Source organism: Alphaproteobacteria bacterium (assembly GCA_039980135.1).
Lineage (GTDB): Bacteria > Pseudomonadota > Alphaproteobacteria > UBA6615 > UBA6615 > UBA8079.
Map to the genome: position 1 here is coordinate 141,806 of JBDXCV010000003.1, position 16,105 is coordinate 157,910.

Genomic DNA, 16,105 nt, shown 5'->3' on the forward strand with positions numbered 1-16,105 from the left:
CTCGCCATCAATCTCCCGCACAGACCTAATGCGCCTCGTCCCACGTGTCGCCGATGCCGGCGTCGGCGACCAGCGGCACGGAGAGATTGACGGCAGGGGCGGCGGCGCCTTCCATCACGTCGCGCATGGTCGCGATCAGTTCGTCGACCTCGCCGTCCGGCGCCTCGAACAACAATTCATCGTGCACCTGCAGGAGCATGGTCGATGAGAGCTTGTTGCGCGCCAGCGCGTCGGGCACGCGGATCATCGCGCGCTTGATGATGTCGGCGGCGGCGCCCTGGATCGGCGCGTTGATGGCCTGGCGCTCGGCGAAGCCGCGCACGGCCTGGTTCTTGTCCTTGATGCCGGTCAGGTAGATGCGCCGGCCGAAGATGGTCTCGACGAAGCCCGCCTCGTGGGCGAACGCCTTCGTGTCGTCCATATATTGCTTGATGGCCGGATAGCGCTCGAAATAGGCCTTGATGTAGGCCCCCGCCTCACCGCGCTCGATGCCGAGATTTCTTGCCAGCCCGAAGGCGGAGATGCCGTAGATGATGCCGAAGTTGATGGCCTTGGCGTTGCGCCGGACCATCGGGTCCATCCCCTCGATGGGCACGTCGAAGACCTGGCTCGCGGTCATCGCGTGGATGTCCTGCCCGTCCTGGAAGGCTTCGATCAGCGCCTCCTCGCCCGCCACATGGGCAACGACGCGCAGCTCGATCTGGGAGTAATCCAGGCTGACGAGCTTGTTGCCCTTGTCGGCGATGAAGGCGGCGCGGATCTTGCGGCCCTCTTCGGTGCGCACCGGGATGTTCTGCAGGTTCGGGTCATTCGACGACAGCCGCCCGGTCTGGGCGATGGCCATGCCGTAAGAGGTGTGGACGCGGCCCGTCTCGGGGTGGATCTGCTCCACCAGCGCATCGGCATAGGTGGATTTGAGCTTCTGCACCTGACGCCAGTCCAGAATGATCTGGGGCAGCTCATGGCCCTGGGCCGCCAGATCGTCGAGCACGTCGGCCGAGGTGGTGTAGGCGCCGGTCTTGCCCTTCTTGCCGCCCTCGATGCCGAGCTTGTCGAACAGGATCTCGCCGAGCTGCTTGGGCGAGCCGACATTGAACTCCTCCCCCGCGACCTTGTGGGCCTTCTTCTCGAAGCTCGCCATGCGCTTGGCGAAATCCTTCGACAGGTCCATCAGCGTTTCGGCGTCGGCCTTGATGCCCGCGCGCTCCATGTTGACGATCACCGGCACGAGGGGCCGCTCGATCGTCTCGTAGACCGTGGTCATACGCTCACCGGGCAGGCGCGGCTTGAAGCGGGAATGGAGCCGCCCGGTGACGTCGGCGTCTTCGGCGGCGTAATCGAGCGCCTTGTCGAGGGGCACCTCGGCGAAGGTGATCTTGTTCTTGCCCTTGCCGACGACCTCTTCGAACTTGATGTTCGTGCGTTCGAGATGGCGGAAGGTCAGATCGTCGAGCCCGTGCTTGTTGCGCCCGGCGTCGAGCACATAGGAGAGCAGCATCGTGTCGTCGATGGCGACGGGGGCGAGCGGCTTTTCCTTCGGCAGATGTTTTTCCACCGCGCGGGCGAGCACCAGCAGGTCGTATTTGGCGTTGTGGGCGATCTTGAGCACCGACGGGTCCTCGATCAAATCCTTCAGGGGCTTGAGCGCCCTGGCCAGGTCGATCTGTTTCAGCGCGCCGTTCGATTTGCCGTTTGATTTTCCGTCGGCCTTGCCGTTCGACTTTTCGCTGTCGGCCACAGGCTCGCCGAGCAGATCGAGCTCCTCGAATTCGGCCTCGGGTTCCACATGGCCGACGGGCACATAGCAGGCCCGGCCCGGCGCATAGGAGAGGGAGAAGCCCACGAGCTCGGCCCGCATGGCGTTGAGCGAGGTGGTCTCGGTGTCGAAGGCGACCACGCCGGCATCGCGCGCGCCGTCGATCCAGGCCTTGAGGGACTTCTCGTCCTGCACCAGCGCATACTCGTCGTCGCTGGGCGCCTCGGCGGCGAGTGCGGCTTGCGTTTCGGCCGCATCGATCAGCCCGCTGGCGACGAACCGGCTCTCGACGCGCTGGGTGAGCGTGCGGAACTCCATCGCCTGGAGGAATTCGACAACCGTGGCCGGGTCGGGATCCTTGAGCGCGAAGTCCTCGATCTCGTGGTCGGTCTCGACATCGTCCTTCAGGCGCACCAAATCGCGGCTGACCCGCGCCAGGTCGGCGAACTCGATCAAATTCTCGCGGCGCTTGTTCTGTTTGATCTCTTCCGCGCGATCCAGAAGCGTGTCGAGATCGCCATATTCGTTGATCAGCAATGCGGCGGTCTTGACGCCGATGCCCGGCACGCCGGGGACGTTGTCGGTGGAATCACCGGCCAGCGACTGCACATCCACCACCTTGTCCGGCGCGACGCCGAACTTGTCCATCACCTCATCCTCGCCGATGACGATGTCCTTCATCGGGTCGAGCATGAGCACCCGGTCGCGCACCAGCTGCATCAGGTCCTTGTCCGACGAGACCACGACCGTCTCGATGCCCTGGGCCTCGGCCTCGCGCGCATAGGTGGCGATCAGATCGTCGGCCTCATAGCCCTCGAGCTGGATCGCCGGCAGGCCGAAGGCCTCGGTCGCCTCGCGGATCAGCGCGAACTGGGGCCGCAGCTCTTCGGGCGGGTCGTCCCGGTTGGCCTTGTATTCGGGGTAGATGTCGTTGCGGAAATTCTTGCGTGCGGCATCGAAGATGACGGCCATATAGTCGAGCGCGCCGTCGTCATGGGCCCGGTCGATCAGTTTCAGCAGCATGTTGACGTAGCCGTTCACCGCGTTGGTGTGGACGCCGTCAGAGCGCTTGAAGGCGTCGAGCGGGCTCGAATGATAGGCGCGGAAGATGAAGCCCGAGCCGTCGATCAGATAGAGGCGGGCGGGGACGTCATCCGCCAACGAATCGATGCCGGTGCCTGCAGATGATTTCTTTTCAGCCATGCACCCGTTCTAGCGCAAATCTATGCGCCCAGACAGGCCGTGATGCCGGGCGGCCTGTGTAAAAAACAGATGTGCGTAGGCGGTGGTTTCTAGATCGCCTTGATGAGCAGCACGAGCTGTTCGCGCAGGCTCTCCATCAGCCCCGGGCTGACCGCCTCGACCGGGTCGACGCCGGTGGTGAGCGAGAAACCCAACACACCCATGGCAACCGGACCCGCGATCAGCACCAGCAGCACGATCGCCACCGCGAGATTGCCGACCGTGGCCAGCGGATAGTTCTTCCGGTCTTTCCTGCGGCGACGAAGCGTACGCCGCTCCCGGCCGATCAGCAGCACCACATAGCGGCGCAGCAGCGGGATGGAAAAACGCAGATCGACCGAATGGGCGCCACGTTCGCGGGCGCCGAACTGCATCTTGATCACGCGCAGCTGCTCGTCGGTGAAACTGCGCGCAAGCGCGGGCGACATGTCCCGGAAGAAATCCTCCAGAAACGGGTCCTTGTTGGCCGGATCGCCGCGAAATTTGTGCACCACGCCCATAGCCCCGCCAGACTGGCAGACACCGGTTAAGAAACCGCAAAGGCGGCTGCCTTATGGGCGGGGATTATGCCGCGTATGTCTATTCCGCGGGCGGCCAGTCGGGTGCCGGCATCAGCTCGATCTGGGTGCCGAAGCCGGGCAGCGCCTGAAACCTCTCCTGCCAGGCGGTGAGAGAGGGGAAATCCGCCGCGTCATAGCCGGCATCCACCAGGAAGCTCGACACCGGGTAGCAGGCGATATCGGCGATCGTCGGTCGGTCGCCCGCCAGCCATTCGGTGCCGGCCAGATGGGGCTCGATGATGCCGAGACCCCGGTCGGCGGTCTTCTTGAAATAGTCGAACACCGGCCCGGGACCCGCGCCGAACAGAAGCTCGAAGCGCAGCCGGGCGAGGCCGTAGCCGAAGAAATCCACCGCGAAACCGACCCAGTCGCCGATCCGCGCCTCATGGTCCCAGCCGTCCGGGCCGAACTTCCCGGTCTGCTCGATGAGATAACGCAGCGTGTCGTGGCTCTGGCGCAGGATCAGGTCGCCATGGCGCAGCGCCGGCACCTTGCCCAGTGGATTGATCTTGAGAAACTTGGCATCGAGATTTCCGCCGGTCATCAGGTCGACCACCTCGAAGTCATAATCGGTGCCGGTCAGCGACAGCATCAGCGCGGTCTTGTAGGCGTTGCCCGAGCGCGGGTGCCCATAGAGTGTGTAGTCGGCCATGCGTCTGATCCCCCTGCAGTTGCGCCTGCAGTATAGGCCAGACCGGGGTCGCGGCGCTTGTTACGATCACGGCCACCGCAAAAGGACAAAATCATGGAACAGCGCCTGAGCCTGATCACCCTCGGGGTCGCCGACCTCGAACGCTCGCGGACCTTCTATGCGGACGGGCTGGGCTGGACCCCCTCGGCATTGGGCAGTGGCGAGGTCGTGTTCTTCCAGGCCGCCGGCGTGGTGTTCGGCCTGTACGGCCACGACGCCCTGGCGGCCGATGCGGGTCTGGACAGCGCAGCGGGCTCCGGCTTCCGGGGGAGCGCCCTCGCCTACAACACCCGCTCCCGCAACGAGGTGGACGACGTGCTCGCGCTGGCCGAACGCGCCGGCGCGCGGATCACAAAGCCTGCCGAGGAAGCCTTCTGGGGTGGGTATTCGGGCTATTTCGCCGACCCGGACGGACATCTGTGGGAGGTGGCGTGGAACCCCGGGATGGAGATCGATGCCGCCGGGCATGTACGCCTGCCGCCGGACCCCTAGTTTACCGCCAACGAACCGTCAGGGCCGGGGACGACGCCAGTGGAAACGCTCGCGCGCCGTGCGCTCATGGGTGAATCCCAGCTTCTGCAGGGTGCGGATCGACGCGATGTTGTCCTCGCCGCAATCGGCGATCACGGCGGTCGTGGCGCTGTCGTGGAACGCCCAGGCAACGAGTGCGGTACAACCCTCGACCGTGAGGCCACGGCGGCGATGGGCGGGCACGATCTGGTAGCCCAGCTCGACCTCGCCAGCCGCGTTGGGTGGGCCGGTGAACGAGGCCGCACCGACAATCATGCGTTCAACCGTGTAGCGAAAAAGCCATAGCCCCCAGCCTGCCGGGTCCGGCGGCGCCGTGCGGCCGAGCGCGGGGTTGGCCGCATCGTCGAGGCGCTGGGCAAAAGCCGGCAGCTTGGCCGCCAGGTCCGGATCGGGAAAATCGCGGTGAATGGCACCGCCGGCCAGTTCGGCCGCCATCTTGCGATCCACCAGCAGCGCGCGGGCCAGGTCGCGCCCGACAGGTACGAGCGCCATGCGCCCGGTCACGAGCGGTGCGGGAAGAGACGGGTCGGGTGTGATCAATGCCCAGCGGACACGGGCGCGTCGGCGGACAACACGAACTGACGGCCGCAATAGGGGCAGTCGATCTTGTTTTTTGCACCGATATTCAGGAATACGCGCGGATGGCCGAGCGCACCGCCGCCGCCATCACAGGCAATCTCGCGGCTGTCGACCTCGATGGTTTCAGGCGGCTGCATGGTCGGCGAACTCCCAGACATGGCTTCACATCATCCATTCATATCGTCCGCGCCCGGTTGTGCCGCGCGCGTGGACGCCATACATAGGCGAAGCGCCTGATCGCGACAACATCTTCTGCTGACCCCCACCGCCCGGTCCGAAACGCCCGCATGACCCCTTACGACACGCCAGCCCAAGCCGACGCCGCCACAGCCCCGAACGCCCTGCCGGAACTGGCGATCTCGGCAATGGGCGTGGACAAGACCTACCGGGCCGACGCCGGGGCGCGAGTGCATGCCCTCAAATCGGTCGATCTGGAGGTGCCCCGCGGCGGCATCTTCGGCCTGCTGGGGCCGAACGGCGCGGGCAAGTCCACCTTCATCAACATCCTCGCCGGCCTCGTGATCAAGACCGCCGGGACGGCGAAGGTCTGGGGCATCGACATCGACCGGGAACCACGCCAGGCACGCGCGGCAATCGGCGTGGTGCCCCAGGAACTCAATTTGGACGCCTTCTTCAGCCCGCGCGAGATGCTCGAGGTACAGGCCGGTTTCTACGGTGTGCCACCGGCCGAGCGGCGGACATCGGAAATCCTCGAGCGGGTCGGGCTGGCCGACAAGTCGGAGGCCTATTCCCGCTCCCTGTCGGGCGGCATGCGCCGGCGGCTTCTGGTTGCCAAGGCGCTGGTGCACAACCCGCCAGTGCTTGTCCTCGACGAACCCACGGCCGGCGTCGATATCGAACTGCGCAAGTCGCTCTGGGCCTTCGTGCGCGAGCTCAACGAGAACGGCACCACCGTCGTGCTGACCACCCATTATCTCGAAGAAGCCGAGGAACTTTGCGACCGGATCGCCATCATCAACGAGGGCCGGGTGATCGCCTGCGACGAGACCCGTGCGCTGGTCGGGCGGCTCGACAATAAGGAATTGCGCATCACGCTGACCGCCGAGCTCCCGGCATTGCCCGACAGTTTGCAGCGATTCAACGTCGAACGCGCCGACGCCCGCACACTCACTTTTCGCTATCGCACACGCGAGACCGAAGTCCGCGAAATTCTCGACGCCGTGTCCGCGGCGGGCCTCGTGGTCGCAGACCTGTCGACCGAGGAGCCCGATCTCGAGGACGTGTTCCTGGCCCTTACCCGGGGCGACACGACCTCCGCATGAGGTTCCGCTTCGCCCTTCCACTACTCCTTACCGCAATGCTGGCGGCCTGTACGCCCCGCACCCTGGGCCCCGGGCCCTTCGCCGAGACGCCGATGCCACCCTCACTGACCGACACCCACTTCATCACCCCGGATGGAATCCGTCTGCCGCTTCGCCGCTGGCTGCCCGACACCACACCGCACGCCGTGATCGTGACCCTGCACGGGTTCAACGACTATTCGAACGCCTTCGCCGAGATCGGCCCACGTCTTGCCGAACACGGCATCGCGACGATCGCCTTTGACCAGCGCGGCTTCGGTGCGTCCGATCAGGCGGGCGCCTGGGCCGGTGGCGACCGCCTGCGCGCGGACGCCCGCGCCGCGATCGAGGCGGCCCATGCCGCCTATCCCGGTGCACGCGTGTATGGGATGGGCGAGAGCATGGGCGGGGCCGTCCTGATGTCGGCCTGGACCGAGGCGGCGTTCAACGCGGACGGGCTGATACTCGTGGCGCCGGCCGTATGGGGCCGGGTGACGATGCCGTTTTATCAGTCCATGAGCCTGTGGCTGTTCGCCCACACCGTGCCGTGGTTGCCGCTGAGCGGCCAGGGCATCAAGCGCACCCCGTCGGACAATGTCGAAATGCTGCGCGCGCTGGGCCGCGACCCGCTGGTAATCAAGGACACACGCATCGATGCGATCTGGGGGATCGTCAACTTGATGGACGAGGCGCTCGATGCGGCGGGCAGTTTCGATGCTCCGGCGTTGCTTCTATATGGTGCCAATGACGACATCGTACCGCCCGAGGCCTCCCGCCAGATGCTTGCCGACCTACCCGACGATCCCGCCCATCCGCGCCGGATCGCCGTCTATGCAGACGGCTATCACATGCTCTTGCGCGACCTGCAGGGCGATGTCGTGGTGCGTGATATCCTGGCCTGGATCGAAGATCCGGCACGCGATCTGCCGTCGGGCGCGGACAAGGGTGATCCGCGCGAGAAACTTTCGAATCCCTAGACCTCGTTCTCGTCTGACTTCAGATCGAGTGACGCGGAGTTCATGCAGTAGCGCAGGCCCGTCGGGGGCGGTCCATCGGGAAATACATGGCCGAGATGGGCGTCGCATCTGGCACAGACCACTTCATTGCGCACCATGCCGTGGGCCCGGTCGACCTTGGTCTCGACCGCGTCAGCGCTAACCGGCTGCCAGAAACTGGGCCAGCCGGTGCCGGAATCGAATTTCTCACCGGCGTTGAACAGCGGCGTGTCGCAGCACACGCAATGAAACGTACCGGGCGCCTTTGAATCATGATACTTGCCGGTAAAGGGTGGCTCGGTCCCCGCCTGACGGGCAATTTGATACTGCTCGGGCGTCAGTTCCTGCCGCCACTCCTCGTCTGTTTTCGCAATTTTGGAGTCGCCGTCGCTACTCATTGTCGATTCTCCCGCCTTTTGAGGCACTGAATTTAACTATTTGCGACAATATGGGGTGCAAATCACGCCCGGGCAATGTGTTGTAACTATGCAGCTTCTCTTGACCTTCGCGCCTATTGGCGCAATTGTCCCGCCCGTGACGCGCCCGTAGCTCAGCTGGATAGAGTGTCGGCTTCCGAAGCCGAAAGTCGCAGGTTCGAATCCTGCCGGGCGCGCCATACTTGGCACGTTACTTGCGTCTTTCTGGAACGAATTAGTATTTTTTAGTTCCGGAACCGTTACGATCAAGCGTTAACCATTTTGCATACAACCATTCCGGTATTATCATATGCACTGGTTATCGACTCTTCGGAGCAAGGTCGATCGGATAGTTCCGCGACGTCGAAGGAATGACAACAACCTGCGAGCGAAGCCCATGCACAGTCTGTCTAGAAATATTCACGCCATCGTACTCACCCTCGCATTCGCCGTTGCGATCGCCGGGTTCTCCGCCTCCGGCGCCGTTGCGCAGGCCACGAAGCTGATTTTCGAGGAGCGCTCGGCCGACAGCAAGGTCGCGAAGGAATTCGAGACCAACGGCCGGATTGAAATTTCCTGGCGCGCGACCGGCGGCGCATTTCAGCTCACGGTCCTGGATCCGACCAACGACACCAAGTTGGTCGCCAGCGCACCGCAGGCGCGTGATGGCGATGACTCGCCGCCGATGGTCGGCAAACTGCCGTTCTCGCGCCCGGGCAAGATGAAGTTCCAGGTCGAGGCGTCCGGCCCCTGGCACATCCGCGTGATCGAGTTCAACGCAGCCCAGTAGGGCCGCGTTCGGTCCGGCTTCGCCAATCCGCCGCCCGGCGCGGCGGTTGGCAACAGCCGACATTTTCAACGATCGTCCCGTGTATCCGGGAATGATGCGCACGAGCCGCTCCCAAGCGGCTCGTTTCGTATGGCCACGATGTTGCCCCATCTCGACCATGAGATTGTGGATATTGCGGGCGATAAACCTCATCGATCGGTTGTCAATCCTCGCAATTCGAGAATTGTCCTGCCGCCACCCGCACAAGATGAGCTAAAGTGTTCCGGAAAACGCAGCCTCACGACTCCCCCTCGACCCAGCGGCCCCGGCCGCCCGAGACCCCGACCATGAACGACGCCGTCAGCACCAGTGAAAAACCCGCCCGCAGCCTGGACGAGATCCCGCCGGTTCCCACCCCGGGAAGCGCGCCATCCCGTGCCGCCGAGCCGCGGCCCACGCCGCGCAGTGTCGGCGCCCGCATGACGGTCGGCCCGGGTATCAACCTGAAGGGCGAGATTTCAGACTGCGACACGCTCGTTGTCGAAGGCAGCATCGATGCAACCCTGGTCGGCGAGATTCTGGAAGTGTCGGAGGGGGGCACCTTCTCCGGCACCGCGACCGTCGCCGAGGCGGAAATCAACGGCCGGTTCGAGGGTGAATTGACGGTCACCGGTGTCCTGCAGATCCGCAGCGGCGGCCATGTGACCGGCACCGTCAAATACGGGCGTATCGAAGTCGAATCCGGCGGCGAAATCACGGGCTCGATTACCCGCGAGGATAATAACCCGCGCCCGAGCGGATCCCCGGTCTCCGCGCCGCGCCGCGACGGCCCGTCTACCTGAAATTTGCCAATCCCGGCCCGGCGGGGGTCGAATTCGGGGCGCAAACCGAAAAATTGTGCGGCGAAAACGCACAATCGACCCCCGATCGATTGACTCTCGCGAGTCTGATTCCTACATTCCCGCCATCTTCGAAAAACCGCCCCGGTCGGCGTGCAGAACGTCAGGCCGATTCGGAACGAGCATATCCCACAGGATTGCGCGCGCATCTCGCCGCCGCAAACTGATGGTCATTCTTACACTGCGTCGCTGACGGTCCTCCCGGCCCAGCGCACGCCACGCATATATGGAGTGTGTAAATGGCAGACGAAAAACTTCCGATTGCAATTCTCGCCGCCGCCGGCTTCGCCGAGCTGACGTTCACCGACACCCAGAAGACGCTGATCGCCAAGGGTCGCGCGATGAAGGTGATCTCCCCCGATGGCGGGCTGGTTCAGGGTTGGCATGCCGACGCCTGGGGCCATCATTTTATGGCCGATGAGTCCATCGGCGATTCGCTGGCCGCCGATTACTCCGGCCTGATCCTGCCCGACGGCCGCAACAGCGCCCTGACCCTGTCGGAGAACCCCCACACCAAGCGCCTGATTGCCGCATTCCTCGATGCCGAGCAGCCGGTTCTGGTCATCGGCGAGGCCATCAGCCTGCTGATCACCGCAGACGCCGCGGCCGGCCGTCGCCTTGCGGGTGATGCGGAACTCGGCGAAGAGTTGAGCCGCGCGGGTGCCCACTGGGTCCCCGACGAGGATGTCGTGACCGAAGGCAGCCTGATCACGGCCACATCGGCCGCCACGGGCCCCGCCCTGATCGACAGTTTCCTCGAGCTGATCACCGACAACTCGGTGCCCCAGGCCGCCTAGGCCGCCATCGGCACGGACAGCAGTATCAATCCTGCGAACGCCCGGCTCCGGCCGGGCGTTTTGCTTTGCCATACGCACGGCCGGGGCCGCTACGGCACGCGTTCGAAACTGACCAACAGACTTCGGACCGGCGCACCATATTCCTCGCGCAGGACGATCGGGCCGGATACCACATTCGAGAACCCGGCGTCGTCGGCAATGCTTTCCAGATAGCCAAGTGCATGGGCGTAACGCCCCGAATGTTCAAGCTTCCAGCTCTCGGTGGCACCGCGCGCATCCTCGAATGTCGCGATGAAGATTCCGCCGGGCACCAACACACGGAAGCACTCGCGAAACAGCGGCGCCAGCTCCCCCACATAGACGAAAACATCCGCCGCAAGGATCGCATCGGCGCTTGCGTCGGGCCGGGACTGCAGGGCCGGAAGCAACTCGTCCTCGATCAGCTTTTCATAGACACCCCGGACTTCGGCCTTGCGCAGCATTTCGCTCGAAAGGTCGACGCCGATAAGAGGGCCGACGAGCCCCTGAACCGCCAGCCCGGCGAGCCCGGTACCGCAGCCGAGATCAATCGTCGGGCCCACGCCGCCGGGACGCATCACACGCAATGCGCCGGCCACCTGCTGCGGGCCGTTATATTTGAGGTTCTCGGTAAGATGCTGATCGAATTCCTCCGCGTACCAATCGAAGAAATCGGTCACATAATCGCTCGGTGCCTGTACCGGTGCCGTCCCCGCGCCGAGCGCCGCGATCATGTAGGCCGGCCCGTTCCGGGTCGGCTCGATTTCCAGGCAACGCCGATAGTGGGCCAATGCACGATCATTCGAACCCTCACGGCCTTCGATGTCGCCCAGAAGCCAATGCGCGGTCAGACAATTTGCGTCGAGCGCCAGCGCGCGCTCGAACATGACCCGGCCACGCTTGACGTCGCCATGAAACAGCAATGACGCGCCGATGTCTGCCGTATGGTCCGCCTCGATGGCGTTGCCGGTCCTGTCGGCCGCATCGGCGTCCACGGCCCGTCCGAGTTCACGCAATGCGCCGGCGTAGAGGCGCCACGCCGCAACATGTTTGGGTTCGTTGTCGAGAATGTCTTTGAGCAGGGACGCCGCCGCCGCGAAATCGCCATCGCGGTGCAGATGCTGGGCCTGAAAGAATTCGTCCGACGTCATTCAGCAATCATGCCGAAGACAAGGCTGGTTAGCAGCCTTTTCCCTTGCCCTGGCCCTGGCCCGGCGGCGGACATGGCGATGGCAGAACCTTGGCATTCGCACTGCGATCAAGGTGGACAATAGTCGGTGCGGCATATGCAACGCCGGCTGCCAAACCGAGGCGCGTAAGCGCCTTGCGGCGACTCATGGCGCCGGATGTGCGGTCTTCGCTGGTCGAATGTTCTACCATATTCATACTCCCATGCCGGCTCGGACTGACGGCACCTGATATCCCGGTCCACCCCCGACCGATTATGCATCATATATTGGGTCGGGCGGGTTTCGCAACAAGATGTAGAATTATATATTCAGTGTTAACAACGCGTTACAGAGATGTCTGAACCATCCGATACCAGCCGCGACGATATTGCCGCCGCCGCGCTCACGACCGAAACCACGCGCGGGGTCGGTCGGTATCTGGTCAGTCTCGGCTACGCCGTCCTGACCGAGTTTACGCTGGCGAACAACCGCCGTGCAGATGTGGTCGGGATCGCCGACGACGGACGGTTTGTGATCGTCGAGGTGAAAGTCAGCGTGGCAGACCTGCGCAGCGACACCAAATGGCCGGAATATGAGGATTTCTGCGATCAGCTCTATTTCGCGGTTCCCCCGGCATTCCCGAACGAACTGGTACCCGAAAGCACCGGCCTGATCATCGCCGATTCCTGGGGCGCGGAGGCCATTCGCGAAGCACCCGACACCGGCCTGCATGCGAGCCGCAGGAAGGCGCTGACGTTGCGATTCGCGCGCGCGGCGGCAAAGCGCCATCAGCGGCTGGTCGATCCGAGGATTTGAGGCTGCGGCCCGGTCGGGTCCTTAGCCGGCGATACGGGAAATCGTATCGGTCGTGGAAAACCCGTCGACCAGATCGGCCAGCACGACCCGGCCGCCATATGATGCGACCAGATCGCCACCCACCACCTCGTCAACGCTGTAGTCGGCCCCCTTGATGAGAACATCCGGCCGGACCGCGTCGATCAGCGCCAGCGGCGTGTCTTCGGCAAACAGGACCACCCCATCGACGCCCGCCAGCGACGCGATGACCCGTGCCCGCGCGCCCTCAGGCTGCACCGGCCGTGCCTCGCCCTTGAGGCGCTGCACCGACGCATCGTCGTTCAATGCCACGATCAGCCTGTCGCATGCCGCGCTCGCCTGTTCGATCAGGGAAATATGCCCCGGGTGCACGATGTCGAAACAGCCATTGGTAAAGCCCACCGAAAGGCCTCTCGCGCGCCATTGGGCAATACGTTCCTGCAGGGCCGCGCTGTCCATGATCTTCGCCGCCAGGCCCGGCGCGCCGCCCAACCCGTCGGCCAGTTCATCGACCCGTACAACCGCCGTTCCGACCTTCGCGACCACCAGTCCCGCAGCCACATTGGCGAGCTGGGCGGCATCGACGACGGGCATACCCGCGGCCAGCCCGGCGGCCACGGTCGCCACCACGGTGTCGCCCGCACCCGAAACGTCGAAGACCTCACGTGCCAGTGCCGGAAGATGCACCTCGTCCGATCCGCTCACGACGGTCATCCCGTCGGCGCCCCGCGTGGCAATCACCGCCCGAATTCCGCAGGATTCAATCAGGTGGCGCGCTGCCGCCGCGACCTCGGTATCGCTATCGACCGGCATCCGCGACGCTGCCGCCAATTCGCGACGGTTCGGCGTGATAACCCCGGCACCGCAATAGCGGGAGAAATCCGCACCCTTGGGATCGACCACGACCGGCACATCCGCGTCATGTGCAGCGGCCATGGCGGTCGCGATCATCGCCTCGGTCAGTACGCCCTTGCCATAGTCCGACAGGATCAGCGCGCCGCATTTCCCGTCAGAAACTGCCGCCGTCAGACCCGTGGAGAGCTCGGCCAGCAGCGTGTCGGAGAGCGCGGTGAGGTCTTCCTCATCGGTGCGCAGCAATTGCTGACCGCCGGCAATGAAGCGCGTCTTGACGGTCGTCGGACGGCCGCCATCCGCAGTCAACGACAGTTCCACCGCACGCTCGAAGGACAGCACCTCTGCCGCTTCCCGACCCGCCGGATCATCGCCGACGACGCCGAACAAGCGGGTCCCGACCCCGAGCGCCGACAGGTTTCGCGCCACGTTGCCCGCGCCGCCCACGGTCACCGCTTCGCGGACGATCCGCAGGATAGGAATCGGCGCCTCGGGCGAAATTCGTTCCACGTCGCCGTAAACGAACCGATCGAGCATCACGTCGCCGACGCACACGACTTGCGTGGCGGCGAGCCGGTCCAACCAGTCAATCAATCGCGGCTTGTTGTTCATCGGATCCCTCTTAGCAGGTGCGGGCGTGTGTCGTCATCCGACCGCGGTAATGCCTCCGCCTACGCATTTCTGTGAAACAGGAAGTCCGCCTGTATCGGCGCGCCGGCCGGCCCGATGCTGATATTGTAGCGGCCCGCCTCGGAGAATCCGGCCGCAACCATGTACGCGATCACATCGTCGGCGAGGGCCTGGCCCTCGTAGAGCGCCTCGAACGACGCCTCGACATAGACATGTTCGAATGCCGCCAGCAGATCGCCCGTCCCGCGCAGGACCTCGAGCTCGAACCCCTGCACGTCGATCTTCAGGAGTGCGGGCGCACGCAGATCGGCCGCCGCAACGAATTCAGCAAGCGGCCCCGCCGCGACGTCGGTGACCCCGACCTCTTGGGTGCCCGGAAACAATTCCGATTGACGTGCCGAGATCGGCAACAGGGAGGAACTGTCCGCCGACGCGCTGACATGCATGGTCGCGGTGCCCGCCTCGGGCGATATCGCGGCCTCGAACAGGGTCACATTCCCATCCGCCGCAAAGACCCGCCGGTAGCGCGACGCCGCGTCCGGCAGCGGCTCGAACGCATAAATGCGCGCGTGCGGGTGCAGCGCGCGCGCAAGCAGCGAGAACTGGCCGACATTCCCGCCGACATCGACGATCGTTTCCAGTCGCATGGGGGCGATCACACCGCGATGCTCGATCGCGGCGCCGACCCCCGACCGCAGCCCATGGCGAAAAACAGGATTGGGCAGAAGGCGCAGCAACTTCACAAACTGCCGGGCACGGCGGGAGAGCATGTTCATGATGTTTTCCCGCCCTTGTGCGCGGCCACCCTCAACTCCAGAGCTTCCTCGAAACGCCGGAGCACGGCATCGCGCTCCCACTCCGATTCCGCCGCGGCGCGTGCCGCCTTGCCGAGGCGCAGACGCGTGTCGCGGTCGCGTACCAGGTCCATGACCGCGGCCCCCATCGCCGGGCCATCGGCCGGCGCCACCACCGTCCCGCAGGACGCGACCATCCGGGCAATCTGGGTGCCGGGATCGGCCGACGCCACGACCGGGCGACCGCTGGACAGCATGCCGCCCAGTTTTGAGGGCATCACGAGATCCGCCGCCTCCGCCTTCTGGGGCAGCAGATGGATATCGGCCATCGCCAGCAGGGCCGGCAACTTTTCCTCGGGCTGGAGCGGCAGCAGCTTGAGCAACCGGTCATCGAGGCCATGGGTCTGCATGGCGCTCTCGATCATGTCGCGCCCGGCACCCGCCCCGGCGACCACGAACTGTACCGGGGGATCATCATCGCGCCGCGCGGCCACAACCGCCTGCACCGCGCTGGCGATCTGGTCGATGCCCTGCTTCTCGCCGATATTGCCGCTGTACAACGCGACGACAGCACCCGGTTCGATGCCAATCTCGGCGCGGAACGACGCCCCGTCCGCATCCGGGTGAATGCGCCGGGTGTCCACCCAGTTGGGAAATTCGACGATCCGGTCGGCCGCAACACCCTTGCCCGACAGCCGGTCCGCCATACGCGGGGAGATCGTCGAGACCGTATTGAACCGGCGCAGCAGCCAGCGCTCGCTCGCCCGGGCCGGTGCCGCCAGGAACTTTGGCAGGAAATGCAGATCGAAGGCCGCGTCGAATTCGAAATCCTGGATATGCAACCAGGACAAGGCGCGCCCGAACAACGCCGCAGCAAGCCCGGCCGGCGCGACAAACGCCGTTGGCTGGATCACGAGGACCACATCGGGGCGCCAGAACAAACCCGACAGTTTCGCCGGCGCGGCACTCGTCAGGGCGAAGCTCACCAGATGCAGAACCCGGCGCAGGCCGGTCGCCTTGGAGGGGACATAGAGCGGGCATCGGGTGACCCGCACGCCGTTTACATTCTCTGTGCGCCACCACCATCTCGCGTAACCGACCGAGACCTTCCACGCCGGATAATAGGGCGGCGCGGCGACCGCGCGCACCGTGTGGCCACGCGCCGCGAGCCAGCCCGCCATATCACCGGTAAACCGGCCGATACCGGTCAGTTCCGGCGCAAAGTTCAGGCCATAAATAAGGATCTTCACGACGCCGCTTTCATTGGGACCG

The 16,105-nt window shown here is 64.7% G+C and carries 17 protein-coding genes and 1 tRNA gene; 8 read left to right on the forward strand and 10 right to left on the reverse strand.

Annotated elements, in window-relative coordinates:
• Positions 1–25: 25 nt before the first annotated feature.
• The 3 genes from polA to ABJ363_02600 all read right to left on the reverse strand — a co-directional run bounded on the left by polA (position 26) and on the right by ABJ363_02600 (position 4,210).
• Positions 26–2,959 (reverse strand): DNA polymerase I, encoded by a 2,934-nt coding sequence (gene polA / locus ABJ363_02590; GenBank protein MEP4377862.1) that lies wholly within the window; start codon positions 2,957–2,959, stop codon positions 26–28.
• 89 nt (positions 2,960–3,048) lie between these two features.
• The gene (locus tag ABJ363_02595) at positions 3,049–3,492 is read right to left on the reverse strand and encodes a hypothetical protein (protein ID MEP4377863.1); all 444 of its coding nucleotides are present in this window, start codon (positions 3,490–3,492) and stop codon (positions 3,049–3,051) included.
• Between the two features lie 85 nt (positions 3,493–3,577).
• A complete protein-coding gene (locus tag ABJ363_02600; GenBank protein MEP4377864.1) occupies positions 3,578–4,210 on the reverse strand; it encodes a glutathione S-transferase family protein in 633 nt (210 codons plus the stop codon).
• A gap of 93 nt (positions 4,211–4,303) precedes the next feature.
• Between ABJ363_02600 and ABJ363_02605 the strand changes: the two genes are divergently transcribed.
• Positions 4,304–4,741 (forward strand): VOC family protein, encoded by a 438-nt coding sequence (locus ABJ363_02605; protein MEP4377865.1) that lies wholly within the window; start codon positions 4,304–4,306, stop codon positions 4,739–4,741.
• An 18-nt stretch (positions 4,742–4,759) separates the two neighbouring features.
• Here the strand turns inward: ABJ363_02605 and ABJ363_02610 are convergent, their stop codons facing one another.
• Positions 4,760–5,272 carry a GNAT family N-acetyltransferase gene (locus ABJ363_02610; protein MEP4377866.1) on the reverse strand — a complete coding sequence of 171 codons (513 nt, stop codon included), beginning with the start codon at positions 5,270–5,272 and terminating at the stop codon, positions 4,760–4,762.
• A 44-nt stretch (positions 5,273–5,316) separates the two neighbouring features.
• Complete coding sequence (locus tag ABJ363_02615; GenBank protein ID MEP4377867.1) at positions 5,317–5,496, reverse strand: zinc-finger domain-containing protein; 180 nt, start codon at positions 5,494–5,496, stop codon at positions 5,317–5,319.
• Between the two features lie 150 nt (positions 5,497–5,646).
• Here ABJ363_02615 and ABJ363_02620 point away from each other — a divergent pair, with 150 nt between their 5' ends.
• Both ABJ363_02620 and ABJ363_02625 read left to right on the forward strand, forming a co-directional pair.
• Entirely contained in the window at positions 5,647–6,642 is a 996-nt protein-coding gene (locus tag ABJ363_02620; protein MEP4377868.1) for an ABC transporter ATP-binding protein, read from the forward strand.
• A gap of 92 nt (positions 6,643–6,734) precedes the next feature.
• Positions 6,735–7,637, forward strand: a complete 903-nt coding sequence (locus ABJ363_02625; protein ID MEP4377869.1) for an alpha/beta fold hydrolase — start codon at positions 6,735–6,737, stop codon at positions 7,635–7,637.
• Here ABJ363_02625 and msrB read toward each other — a convergent pair.
• The gene (msrB, locus tag ABJ363_02630) at positions 7,634–8,053 is read right to left on the reverse strand and encodes a peptide-methionine (R)-S-oxide reductase MsrB (GenBank protein ID MEP4377870.1); all 420 of its coding nucleotides are present in this window, start codon (positions 8,051–8,053) and stop codon (positions 7,634–7,636) included. The genes ABJ363_02625 and msrB overlap by 4 nt on opposite strands.
• A 141-nt stretch (positions 8,054–8,194) precedes the next feature.
• On the opposite strand from msrB, the gene ABJ363_02635 reads away from it, so the two are divergent.
• The 4 genes from ABJ363_02635 to ABJ363_02650 all read left to right on the forward strand — a co-directional run bounded on the left by ABJ363_02635 (position 8,195) and on the right by ABJ363_02650 (position 10,536).
• A tRNA-Arg gene (locus ABJ363_02635) sits at positions 8,195–8,271 on the forward strand.
• 197 nt (positions 8,272–8,468) lie between these two features.
• Positions 8,469–8,861: a hypothetical protein gene (locus ABJ363_02640; GenBank protein MEP4377871.1), complete on the forward strand. Its 393-nt coding sequence runs from the start codon at positions 8,469–8,471 to the stop codon at positions 8,859–8,861.
• A gap of 326 nt (positions 8,862–9,187) precedes the next feature.
• Entirely contained in the window at positions 9,188–9,682 is a 495-nt protein-coding gene (locus tag ABJ363_02645) for a polymer-forming cytoskeletal protein (protein MEP4377872.1), read from the forward strand.
• A 296-nt stretch (positions 9,683–9,978) separates the two neighbouring features.
• Positions 9,979–10,536, forward strand: coding sequence for a DJ-1/PfpI family protein (locus ABJ363_02650; GenBank protein ID MEP4377873.1), 558 nt, complete (start codon positions 9,979–9,981; stop codon positions 10,534–10,536).
• Between the two features lie 89 nt (positions 10,537–10,625).
• Here the strand turns inward: ABJ363_02650 and ABJ363_02655 are convergent, their stop codons facing one another.
• Positions 10,626–11,705, reverse strand: a complete 1,080-nt coding sequence (locus tag ABJ363_02655; protein MEP4377874.1) for a methyltransferase domain-containing protein — start codon at positions 11,703–11,705, stop codon at positions 10,626–10,628.
• A gap of 372 nt (positions 11,706–12,077) precedes the next feature.
• Between ABJ363_02655 and ABJ363_02660 the strand changes: the two genes are divergently transcribed.
• Positions 12,078–12,539 (forward strand): MmcB family DNA repair protein, encoded by a 462-nt coding sequence (locus tag ABJ363_02660; GenBank protein ID MEP4377875.1) that lies wholly within the window; start codon positions 12,078–12,080, stop codon positions 12,537–12,539.
• Between the two features lie 21 nt (positions 12,540–12,560).
• On the opposite strand, the gene rfaE1 is transcribed toward ABJ363_02660, so the two are convergent.
• The 3 genes from rfaE1 to ABJ363_02675 are packed head-to-tail and all read right to left on the reverse strand — an operon-like array spanning position 12,561 to position 16,083.
• Positions 12,561–14,021, reverse strand: coding sequence for a D-glycero-beta-D-manno-heptose-7-phosphate kinase (gene rfaE1, locus ABJ363_02665; protein ID MEP4377876.1), 1,461 nt, complete (start codon positions 14,019–14,021; stop codon positions 12,561–12,563).
• A gap of 59 nt (positions 14,022–14,080) precedes the next feature.
• Complete coding sequence (locus ABJ363_02670; protein MEP4377877.1) at positions 14,081–14,815, reverse strand: FkbM family methyltransferase; 735 nt, start codon at positions 14,813–14,815, stop codon at positions 14,081–14,083.
• Positions 14,812–16,083: a WcaI family glycosyltransferase gene (locus ABJ363_02675; protein ID MEP4377878.1), complete on the reverse strand. Its 1,272-nt coding sequence runs from the start codon at positions 16,081–16,083 to the stop codon at positions 14,812–14,814. The genes ABJ363_02670 and ABJ363_02675 overlap by 4 nt, the downstream gene beginning before the upstream one ends.
• Positions 16,084–16,105: the final 22 nt, after the last annotated feature.